At 40.6% G+C, this 22272-nt stretch carries 19 protein-coding genes; 7 read left to right on the forward strand and 12 right to left on the reverse strand.

The annotated features are described in order from the left end of the window. Positions 1-170 precede the first annotated feature (170 nt). Entirely contained in the window at positions 171-1001 is an 831-nt protein-coding gene (gene prmA, locus AACZ87_RS09900; protein WP_339866803.1) for a 50S ribosomal protein L11 methyltransferase, read from the reverse strand. Positions 1002-1007: 6 nt separating this feature from the next. Continuing rightward, positions 1008-1769 carry a triose-phosphate isomerase gene (tpiA, locus tag AACZ87_RS09905; protein WP_339866805.1) on the reverse strand — a complete coding sequence of 254 codons (762 nt, stop codon included), beginning with the start codon at positions 1767-1769 and terminating at the stop codon, positions 1008-1010. Between the two features lie 72 nt (positions 1770-1841). Between tpiA and AACZ87_RS09910 the strand changes: the two genes are divergently transcribed. Next, positions 1842-2357, forward strand: coding sequence for a regulatory protein RecX (locus AACZ87_RS09910; protein WP_339866807.1), 516 nt, complete (start codon positions 1842-1844; stop codon positions 2355-2357). 110 nt (positions 2358-2467) lie between these two features. On the opposite strand, the gene crtD is transcribed toward AACZ87_RS09910, so the two are convergent. Continuing rightward, positions 2468-3928, reverse strand: a complete 1461-nt coding sequence (crtD, locus tag AACZ87_RS09915) for a 1-hydroxycarotenoid 3,4-desaturase CrtD (RefSeq protein ID WP_339866808.1) — start codon at positions 3926-3928, stop codon at positions 2468-2470. A gap of 104 nt (positions 3929-4032) precedes the next feature. On the opposite strand from crtD, the gene AACZ87_RS09920 reads away from it, so the two are divergent. The 5 genes from AACZ87_RS09920 to AACZ87_RS09940 all read left to right on the forward strand — a co-directional run bounded on the left by AACZ87_RS09920 (position 4033) and on the right by AACZ87_RS09940 (position 7779). Continuing rightward, positions 4033-4374, forward strand: a complete 342-nt coding sequence (locus AACZ87_RS09920; protein ID WP_339866810.1) for a hypothetical protein — start codon at positions 4033-4035, stop codon at positions 4372-4374. Positions 4375-4482: 108 nt separating this feature from the next. After that, the gene (locus AACZ87_RS09925) at positions 4483-4830 is read left to right on the forward strand and encodes a hypothetical protein (protein WP_339866811.1); all 348 of its coding nucleotides are present in this window, start codon (positions 4483-4485) and stop codon (positions 4828-4830) included. A 192-nt stretch (positions 4831-5022) separates the two neighbouring features. Further along, positions 5023-6159 (forward strand): N-acetyl-alpha-D-glucosaminyl L-malate synthase BshA, encoded by a 1137-nt coding sequence (gene bshA / locus AACZ87_RS09930; RefSeq protein WP_339866812.1) that lies wholly within the window; start codon positions 5023-5025, stop codon positions 6157-6159. Between the two features lie 116 nt (positions 6160-6275). Next, complete coding sequence (locus tag AACZ87_RS09935; protein WP_339866813.1) at positions 6276-6902, forward strand: sterol desaturase family protein; 627 nt, start codon at positions 6276-6278, stop codon at positions 6900-6902. A gap of 46 nt (positions 6903-6948) precedes the next feature. After that, positions 6949-7779: an NAD(P)H-binding protein gene (locus AACZ87_RS09940; RefSeq protein ID WP_339866815.1), complete on the forward strand. Its 831-nt coding sequence runs from the start codon at positions 6949-6951 to the stop codon at positions 7777-7779. Here AACZ87_RS09940 and AACZ87_RS09945 read toward each other — a convergent pair. Then, positions 7776-8114, reverse strand: a complete 339-nt coding sequence (locus AACZ87_RS09945) for a tRNA-binding protein (protein WP_339866817.1) — start codon at positions 8112-8114, stop codon at positions 7776-7778. The genes AACZ87_RS09940 and AACZ87_RS09945 overlap by 4 nt on opposite strands. A gap of 74 nt (positions 8115-8188) precedes the next feature. On the opposite strand from AACZ87_RS09945, the gene AACZ87_RS09950 reads away from it, so the two are divergent. After that, positions 8189-8548 (forward strand): hypothetical protein, encoded by a 360-nt coding sequence (locus AACZ87_RS09950; RefSeq protein ID WP_339866818.1) that lies wholly within the window; start codon positions 8189-8191, stop codon positions 8546-8548. Between the two features lie 66 nt (positions 8549-8614). Here the strand turns inward: AACZ87_RS09950 and AACZ87_RS09955 are convergent, their stop codons facing one another. From AACZ87_RS09955 to AACZ87_RS09990, 8 genes are all read right to left on the reverse strand, one after another. Further along, positions 8615-9349: a 1-(5-phosphoribosyl)-5-[(5-phosphoribosylamino)methylideneamino] imidazole-4-carboxamide isomerase gene (locus tag AACZ87_RS09955; RefSeq protein WP_339866819.1), complete on the reverse strand. Its 735-nt coding sequence runs from the start codon at positions 9347-9349 to the stop codon at positions 8615-8617. Between the two features lie 154 nt (positions 9350-9503). Then, a complete protein-coding gene (locus tag AACZ87_RS09960; RefSeq protein ID WP_339866820.1) occupies positions 9504-10538 on the reverse strand; it encodes a YCF48-related protein in 1035 nt (344 codons plus the stop codon). 13 nt (positions 10539-10551) lie between these two features. After that, complete coding sequence (locus AACZ87_RS09965) at positions 10552-11463, reverse strand: TIM barrel protein (RefSeq protein WP_339866821.1); 912 nt, start codon at positions 11461-11463, stop codon at positions 10552-10554. Positions 11464-11465: 2 nt separating this feature from the next. Further along, the gene (locus AACZ87_RS09970) at positions 11466-12776 is read right to left on the reverse strand and encodes a Gfo/Idh/MocA family oxidoreductase (protein WP_339866823.1); all 1311 of its coding nucleotides are present in this window, start codon (positions 12774-12776) and stop codon (positions 11466-11468) included. 18 nt (positions 12777-12794) lie between these two features. Then, on the reverse strand, positions 12795-13712 hold the full coding sequence (locus AACZ87_RS09975; protein ID WP_339866993.1) for an SUMF1/EgtB/PvdO family nonheme iron enzyme: 918 nt from the start codon (positions 13710-13712) through the stop codon (positions 12795-12797). Positions 13713-13803: 91 nt separating this feature from the next. Next, the gene (locus AACZ87_RS09980) at positions 13804-17154 is read right to left on the reverse strand and encodes an FG-GAP-like repeat-containing protein (RefSeq protein WP_339866824.1); all 3351 of its coding nucleotides are present in this window, start codon (positions 17152-17154) and stop codon (positions 13804-13806) included. Positions 17155-17219: 65 nt separating this feature from the next. Then, the gene (locus tag AACZ87_RS09985; protein ID WP_339866825.1) at positions 17220-19088 is read right to left on the reverse strand and encodes a RagB/SusD family nutrient uptake outer membrane protein; all 1869 of its coding nucleotides are present in this window, start codon (positions 19086-19088) and stop codon (positions 17220-17222) included. A gap of 13 nt (positions 19089-19101) precedes the next feature. Continuing rightward, positions 19102-22260, reverse strand: coding sequence for a TonB-dependent receptor (locus AACZ87_RS09990; protein WP_339866826.1), 3159 nt, complete (start codon positions 22258-22260; stop codon positions 19102-19104). Between the last annotated feature and the right edge of the window lie 12 nt (positions 22261-22272).

The raw sequence follows: 22272 nt of genomic DNA on the forward strand, positions 1-22272 counted from the left end.
GGTAAAGTGTGTCAAATACTAAGGTTAATTAAGACTTTTACCCTTTATTTAAGATTTTTGATTTACGATTTACGGCGGCAAAGCAGAGTTGAAGAATGGGATAATCTAAACCATACAACTCACAAATGTTACAACTTACTTTTTTTACTTCCCACTTCGGTGTGCTGTCTTCAAGCGTTCTTCTGTAAAATCAACGCGGCCCAATTATCCTTGCTTTGCTGAGAAACCAACTCCAGACCAAGTGGATTTGCGCAAGCATCCAAATCATCAATATCCTCTGTGTAAAACCCACTGAGTAACAAAAACCCTTCTGACTTCAACAAACCAGCATAAATGTTCATCTCGTCTAGCAACACATTCTTATTGATATTGGCCAAAACGATATCGAATTCACCCTGAGGATTTACTTCTCTGATTGTACCCAATTCCATTCTTGTCTCCAGACCATTTAAATCGAAATTTTCATTTCCATTATCCACACACCAATCATCGATATCAAAAGCCTCGATTTGAGTTGCCCCAAGCAAATGTGCCATTACAGCAAGAATTCCTGTACCGGAACCTACATCCAAAACACGCTTCCCTTGGTGATCTATCTGACCTTGATGACGAAGCATCTGGAAAGTAGTCGCATGATGACCTGTCCCAAAAGACATTTTGGGATTGATTACAATCTCGTGTTTGAACTCAGACTTGCTTGGGTGAAAAGACGCTCTCACGTAAACCAGATCGTCAACAGCAATGGGATCATAATTTTTTTCCCATTCCTCATTCCAATTGACTTTCGGCATTACTCCTTCTTCCAAAGTGATTTCAGCATCAACTTTATATTGAGCTATCACTTCATCGAAAGCTGCACGATCAAAATCTGACTCTAGTGTATAAGCATCGATTCCCTCCTCAGTTTCGAGGAAGGAATCAAAGCCTATCATGGATAGTTCGGCGATAAGGATTTCCCGGAATTGCTCCAGGCACTTGATTTTAAACTCCAGGTAATCCATTTTTTCTTAGAATGATTTAATAATATCTACGAAGTCACGGGACTTCAACGATGCTCCACCGATCAATCCGCCATCTACGTCAGGCTTTGCAAAAAGCTCCTGAGCATTCTTTGGATTACAGCTACCTCCATAAAGGATTGAAGTGTTATCAGCGATGTCTTTTCCGTATTTAGAAGCGATGTGTCTTCTCAAGGCCGCATGCATGTCCTGAGCTTCCTCAGAGCTTGCTGTTTTGCCCGTACCAATTGCCCAGATCGGCTCATAAGCAATCACGATCTTGGAGAAATCCTCAGGGCTCAAGTCAAAAAGACCTTCTGTCAACTGAAATTTCACATTTGGCTCATGGGTACCTGCAGTTCTGATTTCAAGAGATTCTCCACAGCAGAAGATTGGAGTCAAGCCATTGGCAAGAGCAAGCTTTACTTTGGTAGCAAGAATCTCATTGCTTTCTTTGAAATATTCACGGCGCTCGCTATGACCGATGATCACATATTGTGCTCCAAAAGAAGCCAGGATCTTTGCAGAAACTTCACCTGTGAATGCTCCAGCTTCTTTATCAGAACAGTTCTGAGCTCCGATAAAAACACCTTTTGCTTGGCCTATAAGTTTTTTGACTGGGAAAATATGTGGAAAAGGAGGGTTAAGCACAGCGATAGCTTCGCCGGAATGCTCGTCCTTCATCATGTTTAATATTTCGGAAGTAAGGGTCTGACCTTCTTCGAAGGTCATGTTCATTTTCCAGTTGCCGGCTACGATTTTCTTACGCATAATGAGTTTTGAAAATTTAATAAGGTTTGATAAAAAAGGGATTCGCTATAATTTGGTTTAAAATTACGGAAAATGTCCAGTTGGGGAAAATATAAGCCAAATGAGTCAGGAAAAAACTCCTGGTCGCAGGAAGAAGCTTTTGAAAAGCTAACAACTTTCTGTGCCTATCAGGAGCGTTGTCCATGGGAGGTTCGGCGGAAACTTTATGAAAAAGGTATCAAAGATGAACCTGCGGAGAAAATAATTTCGGAATTGATAGCAGAAGAATTTTTGAATGAGGAGCGTTATGCGAGATCTTTTGCACGTGGCAAATTCAGGCTGAAAAAATGGGGCAGGAACCGAATTCGTATGGAGTTGAAAATGCGCGAAATCTCAGAAGACCTTATCCGAAAAGGCATGACTGAAATCGATCCTGAAGAATATTACGACACACTTTTATCCCAGGCAGAAAAAAAGTGGGAAACCACACGAGAACCCGAGACCTACAAAAAGAAATTCAAAGTCACCCAGTATTTGATGAGCAAGGGTTTTGAAATGGATTTGGTGAAGGAAGCGATTGAGGGGTTGATCAGTGATCAGTCGCAGTGAGTTTAAATAAGTCGACTGATGACTGACCACTGTCCACCGCCGCCAAATTTCTAAAATATATCGTTAATGATTCAGGACAGCTGTTGACCATGGACGGTGGTCTGCGGACTCTAAATCATCCCACTCATAATCTTTGCAGAAAGTAAACAAAGCGGGATCCCACCACCGGGATGCACAGATCCTCCACAGAAGTATAGATTTTTTATCGAAGAAGAATAATTCGCGTGGCGAAGGAAAGCTGCAAACTTGTTATTGGAGCTATTGCCATAAAGCGCACCTTGAGCTGAGGATGTTTTCGATTCAATTGTCCTTGGATCAAGGATTTCCTCCACTTCGATCAAAGACTCGACATCTGTCTTTAAGATGCGATTGAGCTTGTGGATGATATTCCTTTTGGCCTCTGCAATCATTTTATCCCAATCCTGTCCTTGGTTATTGGGGACATTGATCATGGTAAACCAATTCATGCATCCCTCCGGAGCATCGTCAGATTTATGTGTAGAGGTGATGTTCACATAGATCGTAGGATCATCATAGATCGTCCCGCGCTTGAAAATATGTTCAAATTCCAATGGGTAATTATCCGAAAAGAAAATATTGTGGAGATCCAACTCAGGAAAATCCCGCTTAATTCCCCAATAGAAAATAAGAGCAGAACTAGATTTCGGTTGCTTGAGTAAAAGTCTAGGTTGCTTTTCCTCTTTCAGAATGGTTTTATATGCATTGACCATATCCATATTATTTACAACAAGGTCTGCATGGAAACCTTCCCCATTTACTCTAATTCCTTTTGCCTCTCCATTTTCTACTAAGACCTTTTCCACTTTATCGCCAAAATGATATGTCACTCCAAGTTCTAATGAAAGCTTATAAAGACTTTGCGTGATGTCATGCATGCCTTTTTTCGGAAAAAAGGCGCCAATATTAAATTCCAGATGAGGAATAATATTCAGCGTCGCCGGGGTTTCAAAAGGATTCGACCCGTTGTAAGTAGCATAACGATTGAAAAGCTGCACCAATTTCGGATGTGAAAATTGCTTTCTATTCGCCTCATTCATAGTAGAGAAAATTCCCAACTTTCCCATCTTCATATAGGATTTCAATGCTTGGGGATTTGTCCAGGTATCCAACTTATGAAGCGAGCGATTCATAAATAGTGGAGCTAATCTGTCGTAAATAAAGGCCGATTGTCTGAGTGCATCACGAATACTTGATGCTGGCTCGCCAAGCTTGGTTTGCACTTCCTCAGCAAATTGATCCAGATTAGCGTAAGCTTTCAGGTTTGTTCCATCTTCCCAAAAGTATTGGCAGGTCACATCCAATTTTTCATAGGCAAAGTAATCCTCAGGACTTTTGCCTGCCAATCGAAAAAGCTCATCCACTTGCTCAGTAAGTGTGAAAAGTGAGGGTCCGGCATCGAATCGATAGCCTTCTATTTCAATTTCAGAAAGCTTTCCGCCAGGATAAGCGTTAGCTTCAAATACTTCAACGTGGTAGCCTTTTATCGCTAATCTTATTGAAGCTGCGATGCCAGCTATTCCTGAACCTATGATTATTGCTTTCTTGGTCATGAAACTCTATTCAAACCCTAAACTAGGAATTTTTAAAAAAGTTAGGCCGATTGTAGCGGGCGAGCTGTCTGTTCCGTATGAATAATATACCTAACTGCTTTTTTATGAAAAACTTACTACTACTTTCTCTTTTAGGATTAATTTTCTTTTCCTGTGAAAAAATAGACGAGCCGGAGATCCTAGGAACCTATACCTACATTCCTGAAGGATGTAATCCAGCCGATAATCCTGAATTAGGTTGCGCTAGCACCCTGACACTTTCTCCTGATGGAGTTGCAGACATCCTTCCGAGTGGAGACATCATATTTAGAACCACTTTTAAAATTAGAGGAGAAAAAATTATTGTTGCCAAAGCGGATGAGGTGATAGACCAATTCGTTTTTCGATATATAGATAACTCCACACTTAAAAATGAGCGTGATGGAGCATTATGGGAAAAACAATAGATTGAAGCTCATGCCCAAATATTTCCAAGAGTTCAACAAAAAGCATCAATCACATTATTGTAGCCCATTTAGACAAATTTCACGTATCCCCTTTATACTTTTTAAACCATGAAAAACTTATTATCTATCTTATTTGTCTTCCTTGTTTTTTCTTCCTGCGAGAAGCTTGATGAACCAGACATATTGGGAAGCTATGTAAATACTCCGGATTATTGTGATTCATCCGAAAATCAAGAGTTTTGGTGTAGTAGACTGATTACATTATCTGCGGGTGGAGTTGCCGATGTCTTATATGGTGGAGATATTATATCCCGAACATCTTATAAAATCAAAGGGGATAAAATCAAAATTGAGAAAAATGATCAGTTTGGAGTGGAATTAATGTTCAAACAATTAAGTGGTGGCTCACTTAGAGAAGAAGGAGATAAATCAATTTGGCTAAAACTGGATAACTAGAATTATCAAGATTTTACTTCTAAAAACCACTTATATACCACTTCTCTTGGGTTAAAAAAAGCACGTGAGCAATTGACATTCAGTTGTTTTGGATCTTTTATTTTTTAATAATTGGATAATTAACTTGGGAATTGAACAAAACATGGTTCAATTCGTGTTTAAAGTCAGGTTAATAAACTAGCCAAACATAATATGAAAATAGGCATTGTTTGCTACCCAACTTTTGGTGGTAGTGGAGTTGTAGCAACAGAACTTGGTAAGGGATTAGCGAAAATCGGGCATGAAGTTCACTTCATTACCTATAAACAACCTTCACGCTTAGACTTTTTTAGTGAAAATTTATACTACCACGAAGTTGACATCAAGAGCTATCCACTTTTTGAGCACGCACCCTATGAGCTGGCACTGGCAAGCAAAATGGTCAGTGTCGTGAAATACGAAAAGCTTGATTTACTCCATGTTCACTATGCTATTCCGCACGCCTCGGCAGCTTATATGGCAAAACAGATCTTGAAAACACAAGGCATCCAAATTCCAGTCGTCACAACTCTTCACGGTACGGACATTACTTTGGTCGGAAAAGACCCTAGTTATGAGCCCGTTGTCACCTTTAGCATCAATCAATCTGATGGAGTGACAGCTGTTTCTGAAGATCTTAGAAAGGAAACCTATGCTTTCTTTGACATTCAACGGGAAATAGAAGTGATTCCAAATTTTATTGATTTGGATAGATTTAAGCGTCAGAAAAAGGAACATTTCAAATTAGCAATTTGCCCGAACGGAGAAAAGCTTCTCGTTCACACTTCAAATTTCAGAAAAGTAAAGCGGGTAGAGGATGTCATTAAGGTGTTCTATGAAGTTAGAAAAGAGATTCCAGCCAAATTACTTTTGGTAGGGGATGGCCCAGAGCGGGATAAAATGGAGCGACTGTGTCGTGAATTGGGAACCTGTGATGATGTTCGCTTTTTAGGAAAACTAGACGCAGTAGAAGAAGTGCTTTCTGTAGCAGATCTTTTTCTCATGCCTTCGGAGAAAGAAAGCTTTGGTTTAGCAGCTCTAGAAGCAATGGCTTGCGAAGTTCCAATCCTTACGTCTAACGCCGGAGGGATTCCAGAATTGAACATAGATGGCGTCACAGGGTATGTTTCCAATATTGGGGACATCCAATACATGAAGGAAAAAGCACTCTTTATACTGGATGATGCCAATCTACCTACCTTCAAAAAAAATGCTCTTGCTAGAGCAAAGGAATTTGATATCTCTATGATTTTGCCACATTATGTGGCTTATTATCAGCGGACAATCGAGTCCACCATGGCAGAAATTTGATTTACAACTGATATTTGTCAGGTAAATCACAGGGATAAACTGCAGTTTTGAATTATCTTTGTGGAATAAATCCCAATCAAGCGTTGGGGAATAAGTATCGTTTTATTTAGTAGCGTATGAAAAAAATTGGAAGATTGGATAAGCCAGATAACTTTGGCACAGCCCAAATTTTCTCTAACCCAATTCTGGAGAAAATTTCAAGGACGAATATATTAGTACCTATTAGCATGTTTATCATTCTTGGATTAATTTCTATTTATTTCGGAATTCAGGAAACATCGGTAGGGGTTGGCACAGCTATTCTTTTGTTTGTAGTGGGATATATTGGATTTACTCTGGTGGAATATATGATGCACAAGCATTTTTTCCATATGGAGCCAAATACTCCTGTCAAAGACAAATTGCAGTACACTGTTCACGGAATTCACCACGATTACCCGAAAGACAAAGATAGATTGGCAATGCCTCCTTTCGTAAGTGGTGCCTATGCAGCTATTCTTTATCTCATATTCAAATTGACCATGGGAGATTTAGCTTATTATTTCCTGCCAGGTTTTTTGCTTGGATATGCCCTTTACTTAGGAATCCACTATTTGGTACATGCCATACAGCCTCCAAAGAACTTTATGAAAGTACTTTGGGTACACCATGCGATTCATCATTACAAAGATCCGGATGTTGCTTTTGGGGTGAGTACACCCTTATGGGATTATATCCTAGGTACTGTTCCAAAGAAGGATTAACTCATTTAAACCTCCCAACTTAGGGAGGTTTTTTTCTTTAAGATCTATGACAAAAATTTCGATAATAGGCCTTGGCTGGATAGGTTTACCCTTAGCAAAGCTTTTGCAAAAAGAAGGTCATGCGGTGATTGGCAGTACAACTTCTTCTGAAAAACTAGTTCGACTCAAAGAAGAGGGGGTAAATGCCATCCAATTTGAATTGGCACCATTTCCGCAAGGAAGAGCATTCCAGGAATTATTCACCTGCGAAATATTGGTGATCAATATTCCACCACGCTCACGTTCAGTTTCTGGAGATTTTTATCTTGAGCAAATCAAGTTTCTGAGAAGTATGATAGATCAGTCAGCTATCAAGAAAGTCATTTTCGTATCAAGCACGGGTGTATATCCCAAAGAAAATAGAGAAGAAGCATACACAGAAATAGAGGCTATAGATAAAACAAATTCAGGTAATCTGACTATCTATAAAAGTGAATTATTGGTTTCTGAGAATAGAAATTTTGAGCTCACCATCGTTAGGTTCGGAGGGCTAATAGGTGACGATAGAATCCCTGGAAAATATGTGGCTGGCAAAGAAAATATTCCAGGACACACACGCGTGAATTTCATCTACAGAACTGACGCAGGTAAAATGCTCGCGTGGATTATCGAAAAAAATCTCTGGAATGAAACCTACAATGGCGTAGCTCCTATTCATTCGCTGCGAAAAGATGTATACGGGAAAAATGCACATGAGCTAGGACTTGAACCTCCCAAAAGCTACCAAAATAGCTCTGACAGCAAAGACCGCCTAATCTCTGGTGATAAAATCCGTACTACAGGATTTGAATTTGATTTTCCAAATCCCTTAGATTTCCCATATTCCTTAGAAACTTAATGCAATCGTGCCCCGTTGGGCACAGGTCGCTCCACTGAAGTAAGTACTATATCACCCTTTTCATCACTAAAACCGGTGATCAAAATTTCAGACATGAAATCTGCAATCTGCCTCGGAGCCAAATTGCAAACACAAAGAACTTGCTTTCCAACTAGGTCTTGAGGCTGGTAATGTACTGTAACTTGGGCCGAGGACTTCTTAACCCCTAGATCTTCCCCCAAATCAACCCAAATTTTATAGGAAGGATTTCTGGCTTTTTCAAATGGTTCAACTCTTAAAATAGTGCCAATACACAATTCTATTTTGTTGAAATCTTTATACTCAATCGTTTGCATAGCGAATATTTTTCCTAATTTTATGAACCTTTTGCCAAACAATGAGTAAGTAACAAAGGTTATACACCCCAACTATGATTTCAAATATAGAATTCCCTTTTAAAAAATTAACTGTTTTCAGCATTGTTATGCTGGGATTATGCTTTTGGGCGGGAAATACTATGGCTCAAAGTGAGCGTGAAAAGTCAGAGGTAGAAAATGAAAAACCATTAGAAAAGCCGCTGGTAGAAAACAATTCAGATCGCTTTGACATGCAATTACGGGATAATCCGACTCCTGTGAACTCTAATACTACAACGGTCTCTACGGTAAAGCCCCCCCTTCCAAAAAAAGAAACAAATTTAAGTGGAGAAGGCAAAAAGCCTGATCCGGCTGCGTCTACGCTAACATTTAACATTTTTCTTTACATCGTAGACAAGTTCAAAGCCGATTAAAAGGAAAAACTATAGACATAAAAAAAGGGGATGTACAAACGTCCCCTTTTTTTATGCTGTATTTGCTTAATCTTCCGAGAGAAACTTTTCCAAATCTTCCAGACTAATCATCCCTTCATAATAAGCTCTTCCGAAAACTGAAGCAGATACGCCCATATCTCTGAGTCTCCTGAAATCGTCAATACCTCTCACTCCACCACTTGCTGCAAGATTAATTTTAGGATACTTTTCTCTGATAGTTTGAAAAAGTGCAAAATTTGGTCCTTCCATGACTCCATCTCGTAGTACATCGGAACATTTCAAATATTTCAAACCTCTTTCATAAAAAAAGTCAATATGATCAAAAAGATCAATTTCGGTCTTTTTTAACCAACCTCTGATTTTTATTTTATTATCCGAAGGATTGACATCAGCAGCGAGATTAATTTTCTCGCGACCATAAGAAAGGATAAATTGAGCGAAACGCTCGGGATGATTTGCCGCAGCTGAACTCACCGTGATGGTACTTGCACCGAATTCAAAACATTTGATCACATCGCCATCCGTGGTAATACCACCGGTAAAATCAACTTTCAAATCGGTATACCCAGATATCGCTTCCAGGATATGATAATTTTTTGGTTCACCTCTTCGTGCGCCATCTAAGTCCACCAGATGAATTCTTTTTATTCCAATGGATTCAAAAGCTTGCGCAATTCCCAGAGGATTGGAAGAAATAACTTCCTCTGTTGAAAAATCGCCTCTTTTCAGTCGCACACATTTTCCATTAATTAGCCATATGGAAGGAACAATTTCAAACATCAGTTAATAATTTCAGGTTTTTGTCGATAGATAAGAATCAAGATAAAGATACAACACGGTATTTCTTGAAATCTTCACCAATATGCAAATCTTTTGTAAGTATTGAATATGATTTTCTCCCAAGGAAAATCACAATCCAATAACTCTTGATTTATCAGAAGCTTAATTTAGCTATTTTTCCTTTGGCACCAGAAGCCCAGACAGAGCCATCAGCATGTCCCATTTTTACAGCATGAAAACCTTCAGCTGAAATCGGCTCCCAGTTAATTCCAGCATCTTTGGAGAAATCAGAACCACTTGGACCAACAGCAATGAGCCATTTTTGTTTTGGGAAATACACAACCCCTGATCGATAGCCTCCTAATCCTTGCTGAGGTGCCATCCATTCTTTTTTACTTGAAATGAAAATACCGGAAATCCCTTCTTTCATTTTCTCATTCAAATAATCTCCACCTACAGAGACTATTTCCCCATTTCCCATACTGGTCAAAGAAAAAATCCCCTGCGAAGATTCTCCTTGAATAACTGGTGCAGTGAACTTTTCCCAGCTCGCACCCATATCTTTTGAATAGTGAAGGTTTGATTCTGTACCCCCAGTCCCCAACCAAAGCTCATTCCCTTCTGCAAGTAATGATGTAGCACTTGCAGCAAAAGCTGCTTCTCCTTCAGCTGCGCCAGGAAGTGAGTCTAAAGGATACCAAGTATTTCCTTGGTTGGCTGTTTGTAGGATTGTCCATTTTCCTTCACTAGGATCTCCAATCACAAATCCTCGAGTGGAGGAAGAAAAACTTATGCCATCGAGAAACGCAAACTCATTCTCCTGGCGTTTCAGCTTCCAAGATTTTCCTCCGTCTATGGTTTTATAAATTACTGCTGGCTGTCCTGCTGAAACAACAATCGCTGTCAACGCATCAAATGCATGAATAGATCTGAAATCAACCGTGTCCAAGCCTGCCACTATACCATGATCCCAAGTTTGCCCTCCGTCAATTGTCCTAAGCCAGACACCATTACTACCACTCGCCCACGCTATCTCACCTGTGAGCGGGGAAAGACCTCTTAGGGAGGCCTCTACTGGAGTCTCAAGGATATTCCATCCAGTAGGTTTGTCTGCTAGATTCTCCTCAGATTTTTTGCAGGAAAAAAGCGCTACCAATAATGATAGCGCCAGTAATTTACATTTGATCATATACTAATTAATATCACATTATATCAACTTTTCTATAGGCTTGGATCAATGCTTTTTCTCCTTCTACTCCTGGAGAAGCATTTCCATGCTCCATTCCCATTACACCCTTGAACCCTTTTTCATGGATGAATTTGAATACATTGCTATAATTGATTTCCCCTGTTCCTGGTTCCTTTCTTCCCGGATTATCTCCTATTTGTATGTAAGCGATTTCATCCCAAGTCTTCTGCATGGTCGCAATTAGGTTTCCTTCATTGCGTTGCATGTGATAAATGTCATAAAGAATCTTACAAGCAGGGCTATCTACAGCCTTGCAAATCATATAGGATTGGTCTGCATGACGAAGGAAAAGATCAGGATTATCACTCAATGGCTCCATTACCATCACCAATCCCTCTTTTTCCAATACTTCAGCACCGCGCTTATAAGCTTCAATGACATTTCCTGTCTGTACTCCCATAGGGAGATTTCTTTCGAAATATCCAGGAACTACGGTCATCCATTTTGCCCCAACACGCTTGGCTACTTCTACAGATTTCTTGCAAGTATCCACAAATAAATCCTCGTGTTCTTTCTTGCCAGTTGTCAAAGAAGTCTTCCAATTTTCGCCCCCATCAATCACAAACACACCCATTCTCATACCCAGAGATTCGAGAGTTTTGCCGATAAGCGCTTGATCCTCTACGGATCTGCCTAGCATTCCATTGTCTTCAAGGGACCTAAATCCTTGATCGGCCATGAATTTCAATTCATCGACAATCCCACCTGGGGCAGAATTTCTAAACATCCCAAAGTGCGGAGCGAAATCCATATTAAAGGTAGGCTCAGCTTTACTAGCCGCAAAGGAAGGCACACTCATAGCGCCCGAAACACCCAAAAGGGTGCTTCCTAAGCCTACTTTCTTAATAAATCCTCTTCTTTCCATGATTAAACTACTTTTGTTTTACCAGGAATAGCATGTGGGTAATATCCGTCTGGACCAGGCACTAGTTTAGGCATAGCATCCCACGCTAAGGTCTCAGGCATCAAATCTACAGTTCCATTAATTGCCTCATCAAAAGTCAATGGCTTACCAGAATAGGTAGCATATCTTCCCATAATAGCTGTCATCGTACTATTCGCAGCATTTTGAGCATCTGCAAATTTATATTCCCCATTAAATAAAGCTGCCCAAAGCTGGTCGTGCTCTACTTGATAAGGGTTTGGCTGATTTTTTCGATCATGTTCGTATAGCACATTGCCTTTCCAGTCTTTTAGCGTACCATAGTTTCCAGCACTTAGATAAGCAGTTCCTTTGGTACCTTGGAAGCTTTCATCCACACGGTTTTGAGCCCCTGGGAAGTGACGGCACTCACTGTGAATCACAGATCCATCTGCATAGGTATAAGTCAACACGTGGTGATCAAAGATTTCCCCGTTTTCCTTACCTGTACGAATCAATCTTCCTCCCGTACCTTCAGCTTTCACCGGTGGACCTTGCTTCACCCAGTTGGCCACATCGATGTTGTGCACGTGTTGCTCATTGATATGATCTCCGCAAAGCCAGTTGAAATAATACCAGTTTCTCATTTGGTATTCCATCTCAGTTTGGCCTGGCTGGCGCTCTCTCACCCAAACACCACCATCATTCCAATACACTTGGCCATTAATGATATCACCAATGTCACCATTATGGATACGTTTGATAGTCTCTATGTAATTTGCCTGATAGTGTCTCTGAAGACCAACCACCACATTTAGTTTTTTTGCTTTTGCTTCTTCCGCGGCTTTTAAAACTTTACGGATTCCGGCAGCATCTACAGCTACAGGCTTCTCCATGAAGATTTGCTTACCTTGCTTCACAGCCTCTTCGAAATGCATAGGACGGAAACCTGGAGGAGTAGCAAGAATCACTACATCTGCGAGCGCCATCGCATCTTTATATGCGTCAAAACCGACAAATTTCGTTTCTTCAGTTACTGCAAGTTTGTCCGCATATTTTTCGCTCAGTGCTTTGTATGCATTATCCAAGCGATCTCTGAAGGCATCTGCCATAGCGACTACTTTGATGTTGTGTCCAGTGGCTAAAGCTTGAAAAGTAGCGCCGGTACCTCGCCCACCGCAGCCAATTAAAGCAACTTTCAATTCATTCACAGGAGCAGCATAGGCTCCTGGCAAAACAAAAGGAGTAGTCATCAATCCGCCAGTTACCAAAGCAGAAGTTTTGATGAAATCCCTACGTGAATTTTCGATTTTCATAAGTATAGGTATTAAGGGTTAATAATCAGTTATAGGAGCGGCTTGATAGTAAGCCATAATTTCTTCCGGACTAGGTGGGACTTGCGGCCTTACCAGTCTCAATCCTAGGAAGGGTGCTTCGGGAAACCACCATTGACTTTTAGGGATCTGAGGATCAATTCTCTTCCAATCCGGAGAACTCACAAATCGTTTAGTAGAGCTTATTTCAGCAGTTTCTGTATCATATGAACCTCCACGAACTACTCTAGGATAGAGCTCTGTAGATGGGTTAGCAGGGTTCTCAGATGGCGATTGAGCATAGAAGTCAGGCTCGTATTGATCTGAGGTCCATTCAAGCACATTTCCATAAATATCGTAGAGTCCCCACGGGTTAGGTTTTTTCTCTCCAATGGGATGAGTTATCTCTTCAGAATTCTCTTTAACCCATGCATAATCTCCTAATTGAGAAGGGTCATCGCCAAAAAAGAACCGGGTCTTTGATCCAGCTTTTGCAGCATATTCCCACTCTGCTTCTGTAGGAAGACGGTAGAAGATACCAGTTTTCAGATAAAGCCAGTGGCAATATTGGATAGCTCCGTACTGGGTCATTCCGATGGCTGGCTTGCCTTCTTTTCCCATATTAAAAGTCATATCCAAATAAGGCATACTTGGCCGGGACAATCCATCCACTAGCTCACCAATTGGGCCTTCTGAAATAGCAACTTCATAGTTTTTGTCTAGAAAAAGTTCAAATGCATCCCAAGTCACTTCATGAGTTCCCATCCAAAAAGGAGCGATACTCACTTCGTGTGTAGGCTTTTCATCATCGGATCTATCCGAACCCATCAAAAAAGTCCCTTCAGGAATTGGCGTCATTTGGAAAGTAACTTCAGTGCCAGGGATTTTCTGGGTGTAAGATTCAAAATTGGAATCATTAACATCAAAACTCATCAGCATCAACGTGCCGATCACTAGGTATTTAGGGTTCTTTTTAAACATGTTAAAACAAAAACTTAATCAATAAATATAAGAGTATAGGGTTTGGAATTTAGTCCGTTTGTGATGGATGGATAGAATAAATGCTCACCGCGGATTCATCCAAATAAATTAGCATCAGATCCTTGCCAGCAATAATTCTCCTGACGTTTCCTTTAAGATTCAATCCGCTTTGTGCTTTCGTTGCATTGGTAAATCGACCTTTGCCATCACCGAGCAAAACGACACCTTGACTCGCATCGTATTTTCCGAAATACAATTTTCCATAGTCTGTATTGCCTCCAAGCACCATATCTAAGTTACCATCTCCATCCACATCTACGGCAGCTGATGCAAATACTGGTGAAAATTGAGACTGTATTGGAAGCACTTTTGGTTCAAATTTTCCAGAAGAATTTCTTACGAAATAAGTTGTCTCCAGACTATTGATAAAAATTGAATTTGTTCCTTCTCTTTCCTGAGGAGTGAATAGCTCATTCATTTTCACATTGGCAAAAGACTTAAAGTCTAAATATCTCTTTTTTAGGTAAAGAACCTGACCCAAAATCTCATCCCGGCTAGCAGCTGGATATTTTTCACCTTGAATATAATATCCTAAGAATGCATCCACTGATCCATTTCCATCAAAATCCTTATAGAGGATTTCAGCCGGCTGAGTACTGCTTGCTTTGATTTGTGAGTTCGTCCCTAGATTTCCGGCTAGGACCTCCACCTTGCCATCCCCATCCCAATCGGCAAGCGTCAAGTCATTCCAGAAACCAAATTCATGCTTTTCGAAGTAATCCAAGGTGGTTTCCTTCCATTGATTTTCTTGGAAAGAAAAAATCTGAATTGGCATGGCTTCTCCTAATACAATTAATTCTGGCTTCCCATCATCGTCCAAATCAGTCAATCCCGAATCAGTCAGCATTCCCAAATTCACAAAAGTAGGTGCAAGCGCTTTGGTCTGATCTGAGAAGGTTCCTTTGCCATCATTTACCCAGATCCTCGCTCCAAGTGAAGTTGGAAATTGGCCTGGATTGATTCTAGCACCCACAAATAAATCGGGTGTTCCATCAAAATTAAAATCTCCGACTTGAACTGTACCCGTGGGAAAAGCCTCTGTGGGTAGAGACTCAGACCCTAATGTAAAATTGCCTCTCCCGTCATTCAAATACAGACGATCGCGCAAGACATCATCGCCAACATTGAAGTCATAAATACCTCCACTAGCAACATACAGATCAAGAAAACCATCTCCATTGGCATCAAAGGCCAATGCATCCGAATCCTCAGATCCAGCATAAGCAGCAAAAACCTTGGTATTCTGCTTCACAAAAGATCCAACCGAGGACTGCAAATAAAATGATGCTGCTGCATTAGAGCCAGCTCCAACAATTAAATCGTCCCGTCCATCCCCGTTGAAATCAGCATAAACCATTGCCTTTCCATTGCCAGAAACCGGATTAATTAATAGGGGTTGTCTTTTATAATCGTTGAATGATCTTCCTTTTTCGGTGTTCAATTCAAATTTCGCAGTAAGAAAAACGGTAGTTTTTTCGGCTTGAAAGCTGGAAGTACTTTTTGCCTCAGACTGCTTTAATTCGAGAGTTTGATTTGTAGCGATGTCAACTTCTTTCGTGACTTTGCCGCCAGGCCAAACCACAAGTAGCGAGTCTATTGTGGAAATATCTCCCAAGCCAAAATGAAGTGTAGTCGACACGGAAGACTGGTAGCCGCGATAGGGGTTTTGCTCTACTATTTGAATATCATTACCTGTGAAAACACTTACTTTGGCACCAAGAGCAGAGGAATTCATCTCTGATCCAGCCAGCTTAATATTCAAAAAACTCCCACCCTTCTGCTGAGTTGCTTGATTCTCAAAAATAAAAGCAGGACTGTTAATGTTGTTGACAATAAGATCCAGATCACCATCATTGTCTAGGTCGCTGTAAGCTGCACCGCTACTATTTGCCGTTTGGTTGACTCCCCAGGCCGAAGTTTGATTTTGGAAGGTTAAGTTTCCGTTATTTTGAAAAATATAATTGGTCAGATTAGAAGATGGCATGTTCTTGACCATGTTCAGCAAGTCCTCACGCTTTAGCTTTCCTCCAGAAGTCCGTACGTAATTATCCATGTATTTGAGAAAGTCTTGGTTGTTGTAATCTCTCAAATAGCCATTGGTGACAAAAAGGTCTTTCCAACCGTCGTTATCAAAATCCGCAAAAAGAGATGACCAGCTCCAATCTGTATTCGACATTCCTGCCAGTTGTCCTATTTCCTGAAAAGTACCATCTCCAGAATTGACATGCAGCATATTCCGCATGTATTGGTGATGAAAGCCCTTGTTCACGTTCAGCTCAAACAATTCAAAATTATCTGGTGCAAGGAGAAGTTTTTGCCTTTCGTTTCCTTCAGGAAGCATGTCCAAGGTGAAAATATCCTGAAGACCGTCGTTGTTGAAGTCGGCGATGTCATTTCCCATGGAAAAATGCGAAGTATGCCCCAGACGCTCTAGAATCTCATCTTTAAAAGTTCCGTTTTTTTGATTGATATAGAGATAATCTGGCATTGAATAATCATTACCAATATAGATATCTGGCCATCCATCCTGATTAATATCCGAAACAGCCAATCCCAAACCATAAGAAAGACTCGAACTAGAAATCCCTGCATTCTGAGTGACCTCCACAAACTTGCCTTCTCTATTTTCGAAAAGTTGAGATCCTGCTTCATGCTTCTCCTGCATTAGTACTTTTGTCAAATTTACATCCTGATTTTGGATGGATTTGGTATTGTGATTCAGGAGGAAAAGATCCAGATCCCCGTCAAGGTCAAAATCGAAAAAGCTGGCACTTGTACTTGGGGAGTTTGAAGCAATACCATACTCCTCAGCCATTTCTTTAAAAATTGGAATTCCATTGTCATCATTTCCCTGATTGACAAAAAGTTCATTCGTCCGTTTCTCTGTAGGAAGATTTCCAGAGTAACATTGATAAATATCTAGTTTATTGTCGCCGTTGATATCGACGAATACAACTCCGGTCTTCCAAGGACCAGATCTTCCCGTAGCACCGGAAGCTTGAGCTGTTTCTTTGAATTTGAGATCTCCCTGATTCAGGTAAAGTTGGTTGCCACTTACGTTGGCAGAAAAATAAATGTCATCCAATCCATCTCCATTCAAATCTCCCACGGCAACACCTCCACCATTGTAGAGGTACTCGTACATAAGCACATTGAGATTAAGGCTCTCTTCAATTTTATTGGAAAAAGTGATCCCGGTCTGCTCGGGAGACAATAACGTAAAGAGTGAAGGGGTATTGGAAATTGGGGGAATATCAGCTTGGTTTGACTTGTCATTTTCTGAGCAAGACATCATCAAAATACTGATCACCAAAACTGAAAGGTAATTTCGTTTTGTCATAATCTAAAATAATCTAAGCCATCCCAAACGGAATGGCTTAGATTAAAAATTAAGAAGAGTTCTGATTACTCGAATCCAGGGTTTTGGATTAGGACTGAATTTCTATTTATCTCATCTCTATGAATAGGGAAGAAATACATTTTATCCAGCCAGAGTCTATTTTCCTTTCCTGGATCAATAGGTTGAACTTTATATACATAATTGTATAAATCAGTATCGTAACGATACGTTGAGAGAGTCTTTCCTGGCTTTAGTGTACCAGTAATATTTATAATATTAGCCTGGCGGCCGATAGTCTCCTCGGCTATCATCCATCTACGCACATCATGAAATCTCTGTTCTTCATACGCCATTTCAATGCGCCTTTCGTTGCGATAAGCATCAACCAAATCATCTCCAGTATCTGTAATAGCTGGCTGTCCTACTCGATATCTGATTTGATTCAGCCAGTTACGGGCTTCATCTTCTTGACCTAATTCGATAGATGCTTCTACATAGTTCAGAACTATTTCTGTATATCTGATAGTTGGCCATGGAACTTCTTGCCAAGTATTTTGATCTACAATTGATGGATCAGCATCAACAAACTTGCGCACATAATACCCAGTGTAACTACCATTCCAATCCTCAATAGAACTGTTTCTAGTATCCAAACCAAAGTGTGGCACTTTAGCTCCTGATGCATCAGTTACTTCATAAGTACCAGTTTGGATCTGTCCCAAAGGATCTTTTGGCTGATTAGCTGTAGATCTTGGCTTCCACTGTGCTCCATCATACAAGATAGAAGCGTAGAAACGAGCATCTCTGTTTTCATATGGAGCAGCAGCTTGGGCTGGGTTTGACCAGTCAAACTCAGTACCATCCATCATTTCGTAATCATCTACCAACAATTGAATAGGGCTATTTCCAGCCCAGTTGTTGTAGCCATTTGGTCCGTTATATAGTCCTTGACGGCCACCGTTCTCTTGGTTTGCATTGATAAAGTATCTAGCTAAAATAATCTCCTTTTCACCACCATTTCTGGCCATGGAATTATTGATATAATTTTGGATACCTTCTTCATGAGAAACTGGCTCAGAAAGACCATATAGATTACCAGAAGCTTTATCAAGAACTGCTTTCGCTGCAGCCTGAGCTTTTTGCCATCTTTCAGTTTGATTCCCTCCAGTATAAGCAAGCAACCCGATATCGCCAAAGCTTGCCAAAGTTGTAGAGTTTCCAGTTGCAGTAGGACCATCATGAAGATCACTTGCTGCATAAAGAAGAACTCTCGACTTCAGGGCTAAAGCCGCCAATTCACTTGTGCGGCCAGAAGCCATACTTTTTCCTTCCAGTAATTGAGCTGCATCATCTAAATCAGCAAGAATAAAATTAATTGTTTCTTCCCAACTCGATCTTGGAACCTCGTAGGTTTCTTCACCCAACTCATAAGGACGATCCACCAAAGGCACACCTCCAAAATATCTTGCTAAATCGTGATAATAGTAAGCTCTCATGAATTTAGCTTCACCTAGTAAGCGATCCACAATTCCTCCATCATTTTCAAACTGGGGTTCTGAAAGTTCACTTATTGCAAGGTTAGCGCGACGAATATAGCTGTACAGTCTTTGCCAGTTCCAAGTTCTATTACCTGCATTATTCCATCCAACATCAGCAGCGTTTACTCTTGCTTCTGTGACAGTGTTAAGACCACGGCCGGGATGGGTGAAAATTGCCTCATCTGTTAAAGAAGCAACCATTTCTTCGTTAAAGCCTCCATTTCCAAAACCTTGGTAAATACCAGTTACAAATGCTTCTGCCAATGCTGGATCTGTCCATACGGCAGCTTCAGATATTTCACCAAGTGGCTCTGTATTTAGGAAATCACTATTACAGCTAGCGATTGTTAAACTCGCTGCAAATAGCGTAATTAAGTATTTTATATTTCTTTTCATTTTTTCGGATTATTTAGAATGAAACAGAAAGACCAGTGTTGATTACCCTAGCCTGAGGATAATATTGTCCAGTAGCTGCATCTGACTCGGGATCATAAACTTTCGTTTTACTCCAAGTGATCAAGTTCAAACCATTTACATAGAATCTTGCATTTTTGATTCCGATTTTCTCGGTAAGATGTGCCGGTATGTTATAACCAATCTCTACGTTTTTCAATCTCAAGTAATCATTGCTTCTAAACCAATAATCGTTTCCGCTTGACCAATACTGGTCATTTCTATTAGCAATTCTTGGATCAGTGCTATTAGGATTGTCTATAGTCCATCTGCTATCATAGATATCTGATAGGTAGTTACCAATATTTCCAGACTCACCTGCACTTATATATTGACGAGCACCCGCTGCACCTTGTAGCAAGATCGACAAGTCAAACCCTTTCCAGTTTGCAGCTAAGTTGATCCCACCTTGGAAAGTAGGGACAGTGTTTGCATCCAAACGAACTCTATCATCTGGTGTTATCTTTCCGTCTGGAACCATCACTAGATTGCCATTCTCATCTCGACCTCCAATGTCTTTGTATTTCATATCACCAGGACGAAGTGTATTGGTAATAGATGAATAATCAATAGTTTCAGCATCAATAGACTGCTGGTCAGGGAATACACCATCATATTGATAAACCAAACCTGTATTCATAGGTCTGCCGGTTGACATCTGCCACGCAGGCGCCCCTGGTGATTCATCCCAGAACAATATGCTATTCTTAGCATAACCACCGTTTACGCTAGCCGACCATTGGAATTCACCTTTGCCACCTCTTATACCAACATTCAAGTCAAAACCTTTGTTTTCCACTTCTCCTATGTTTTCTGCAGGCAAAGAAAGTCCAGTGGTTTGAGGTACAGAAGCATTTCTCTGCCAAAGAATATTTGTACGCTTATTGTAGAACATATCAAACTCGAAGAATATTTTCCCTTGTAAGAATTGTCCCTCAAAACCTATGTTCGAATTATTTGCAATCTCCCAGGTAATAGCTTTATTAGGAATTCTTGTTTCGTAAAGCGTCTTAGTTTGTGATTCTCCAATAATATAGGAGCTGAATCCGTAAGTAGATAGGTATTGATATTCACCGATCTGATCATTACCTAGCTGACCCCAAGAACCTCTGATTTTAAAGAAATCAAAAGATTTCCCAAGGGAATTTTTCCAGAAGTTTTCTTCAGAAACAACCCATCCTAGCATGATACCTGGGAAGAAGCCAAATCTAGTATCTTCAGGGAAGATGTAAGAGCCATCATATCTCCAAAGGAACTCTGCCAAATACTTCTCTTTGTAATTGTAAGCAACTCTACCGAAGTAGTTCAAACGAGCTCTATTAAATGTTTCTGCACCACTCCAATTATCTTTCTGAAGATCACCACCCGCAAATAACTGGTCAATAGCAGTAGATATAAAGAATCTCCTATACGCACCGAAGTCGTTGCCGTCAATAGTCTCACGGTTTACACCAGCGACTACGTTGATTGTATGAATATCATTGAACGTTTTGTCATAGTTCAATACCCCACCAAGCAGCACATTCAACTGCTGGCTTGTATATTCACTCAAATTTGGCTCAGCTGGCCCTCTTTTACTAGGCACTAATACTGGAGTAACTCCATCTGCCTCGAAGCCATTCCCTTTTTCATATAAGGTCCATGGAATTTGCCAGTTTTTTGTATAGCGGATATATTTATCAATAGCTGCAGTACCAGTAAATTTCAATCCTTCTACTCCTGGTATTTTGATCTCCAAGTTACCTGTGGTCTGGATATAGTCTCTTTTATCTCTATTGTAACCTGTCTGATCTGTAGTAATTACCACAGGATTTTCACCATTTTCAATATCAGGCCCAGGCTTTCCGTTTGGCCAGTAAGCCGGCTGATTCGGCTTTCCTCTCATTTGCATACGGAAGATCGCTCCTGCACCTCTTGTAGGGAAGAATCTATATTCCTCTCTTGCCATAATTCCTAGCCCAACTTTTATATATTTATTGACATTTGCATCTAGGTTGATACGAAAGTCATACTGCTTGTATCCAGTCGCAGAATTTTTATAGTAACCATCTTGATTTTGATATCCCAAAGAAGTCAAGTACTTGACATTTTCGCTACCACCTACTAATTGTAAGTTATATCTGCTTTGAGGAGACCAGTTTTTAAGCGTTTCACCATACCAGTCAGTATCAGGGTAGTTCCAAGGATCCGAACCATTTCTATACAACTCAATCTCCTCAGGTGTATATGGTGCACTACGTACTTGACCACCCGGTCTAGTATATTCTCCATTCTGCTTGTAAGCTTCGTTAGCTGCTGCCCATTCTTCTGTAGGGAGTTCATAGATGTTTAATTCATTCAGCGCATTCGCATACTCGGCAGCGTTTGCCAATTGTGGTAGCAAGGCAGGCTGAGCCCATCCCTGATTCACTTGGAATGTCAACTCTGGTGCTCCGGTACCACCTCTTTTAGTAGTCACAAGAATTACTCCGTTGGCAGCCCTCGAACCATAGATCGCTGCAGATGCATCCTTCAATACGGAGATACTTTCAATGTCATTTGGATTCAATCGATCCAAACCACCTGCTCTCGCTGGGATACCATCAATAACAATCAAAGCATCATTGTTTCCCAATGTATTAGAACCACGGATACGGATTCCAGCGCCATCATAGCCCGGTTCTCCACCTCTGGTTACTGCTACCACGCCAGCCATACGACCTGCGATGGAGTTGGAAAGGTTCATCGCTGGAGATTTCGTCAGTTCCTTACCTTTTACAGTAGCTACCGAACCAGTAATCGTCTCTTTTTTCTGCTCACCATAACCTACTACGATCACTTCTTCCAAAGATTTGGTATCAGGTAATAAGGTAAGATCAAAAACCGTCTTGGATCCGACTTCCACTTCCATAGGAGTGAAACCTATAAATGATATCACCAAGACATCGGTTGGACCTGAAACGTTAAGTGTAAATTTACCGTCCATATCAGTGACGGTACCATTTGTCGTGCCTTTGACGAGAACAGAGGCACCAGGCAGAGGCAAATTATCCTCTCCTGAAATAATCACACCAGACACCTCCTGGGTCTGGGCGAATGCTGAACTAATCAGTCCAAGACAAAAAATTAATGTCATGCTGAATAGCTT

It is taken from the genome of uncultured Algoriphagus sp. (assembly GCF_963974365.1).
In the GTDB taxonomy this organism is placed as follows: domain Bacteria; phylum Bacteroidota; class Bacteroidia; order Cytophagales; family Cyclobacteriaceae; genus Algoriphagus.

Bases quoted from the DNA above. Each gene is read 5' to 3' on its own strand.
- prmA (WP_339866803.1), bottom strand. From the start codon at position 1,001: ATGGATTACCTGGAGTTTAAAATCAAGTGCCTGGAGCAATTCCGGGAA.
- tpiA (WP_339866805.1), bottom strand. From the start codon at position 1,769: ATGCGTAAGAAAATCGTAGCCGGCAACTGGAAAATGAACATGACCTTC.
- AACZ87_RS09910 (WP_339866807.1), top strand. From the start codon at position 1,842: ATGTCCAGTTGGGGAAAATATAAGCCAAATGAGTCAGGAAAAAACTCC.
- crtD (WP_339866808.1), bottom strand. From the start codon at position 3,928: ATGACCAAGAAAGCAATAATCATAGGTTCAGGAATAGCTGGCATCGCA.
- AACZ87_RS09920 (WP_339866810.1), top strand. From the start codon at position 4,033: ATGAAAAACTTACTACTACTTTCTCTTTTAGGATTAATTTTCTTTTCC.
- AACZ87_RS09925 (WP_339866811.1), top strand. From the start codon at position 4,483: ATGAAAAACTTATTATCTATCTTATTTGTCTTCCTTGTTTTTTCTTCC.
- bshA (WP_339866812.1), top strand. From the start codon at position 5,023: ATGAAAATAGGCATTGTTTGCTACCCAACTTTTGGTGGTAGTGGAGTT.
- AACZ87_RS09935 (WP_339866813.1), top strand. From the start codon at position 6,276: ATGAAAAAAATTGGAAGATTGGATAAGCCAGATAACTTTGGCACAGCC.
- AACZ87_RS09940 (WP_339866815.1), top strand. From the start codon at position 6,949: ATGACAAAAATTTCGATAATAGGCCTTGGCTGGATAGGTTTACCCTTA.
- AACZ87_RS09945 (WP_339866817.1), bottom strand. From the start codon at position 8,114: ATGCAAACGATTGAGTATAAAGATTTCAACAAAATAGAATTGTGTATT.
- AACZ87_RS09950 (WP_339866818.1), top strand. From the start codon at position 8,189: ATGATTTCAAATATAGAATTCCCTTTTAAAAAATTAACTGTTTTCAGC.
- AACZ87_RS09955 (WP_339866819.1), bottom strand. From the start codon at position 9,349: ATGTTTGAAATTGTTCCTTCCATATGGCTAATTAATGGAAAATGTGTG.
- AACZ87_RS09960 (WP_339866820.1), bottom strand. From the start codon at position 10,538: ATGATCAAATGTAAATTACTGGCGCTATCATTATTGGTAGCGCTTTTT.
- AACZ87_RS09965 (WP_339866821.1), bottom strand. From the start codon at position 11,463: ATGGAAAGAAGAGGATTTATTAAGAAAGTAGGCTTAGGAAGCACCCTT.
- AACZ87_RS09970 (WP_339866823.1), bottom strand. From the start codon at position 12,776: ATGAAAATCGAAAATTCACGTAGGGATTTCATCAAAACTTCTGCTTTG.
- AACZ87_RS09975 (WP_339866993.1), bottom strand. From the start codon at position 13,712: ATGCTGATGAGTTTTGATGTTAATGATTCCAATTTTGAATCTTACACC.
- AACZ87_RS09980 (WP_339866824.1), bottom strand. From the start codon at position 17,154: ATGACAAAACGAAATTACCTTTCAGTTTTGGTGATCAGTATTTTGATG.
- AACZ87_RS09985 (WP_339866825.1), bottom strand. From the start codon at position 19,088: ATGAAAAGAAATATAAAATACTTAATTACGCTATTTGCAGCGAGTTTA.
- AACZ87_RS09990 (WP_339866826.1), bottom strand. From the start codon at position 22,260: ATGACATTAATTTTTTGTCTTGGACTGATTAGTTCAGCATTCGCCCAG.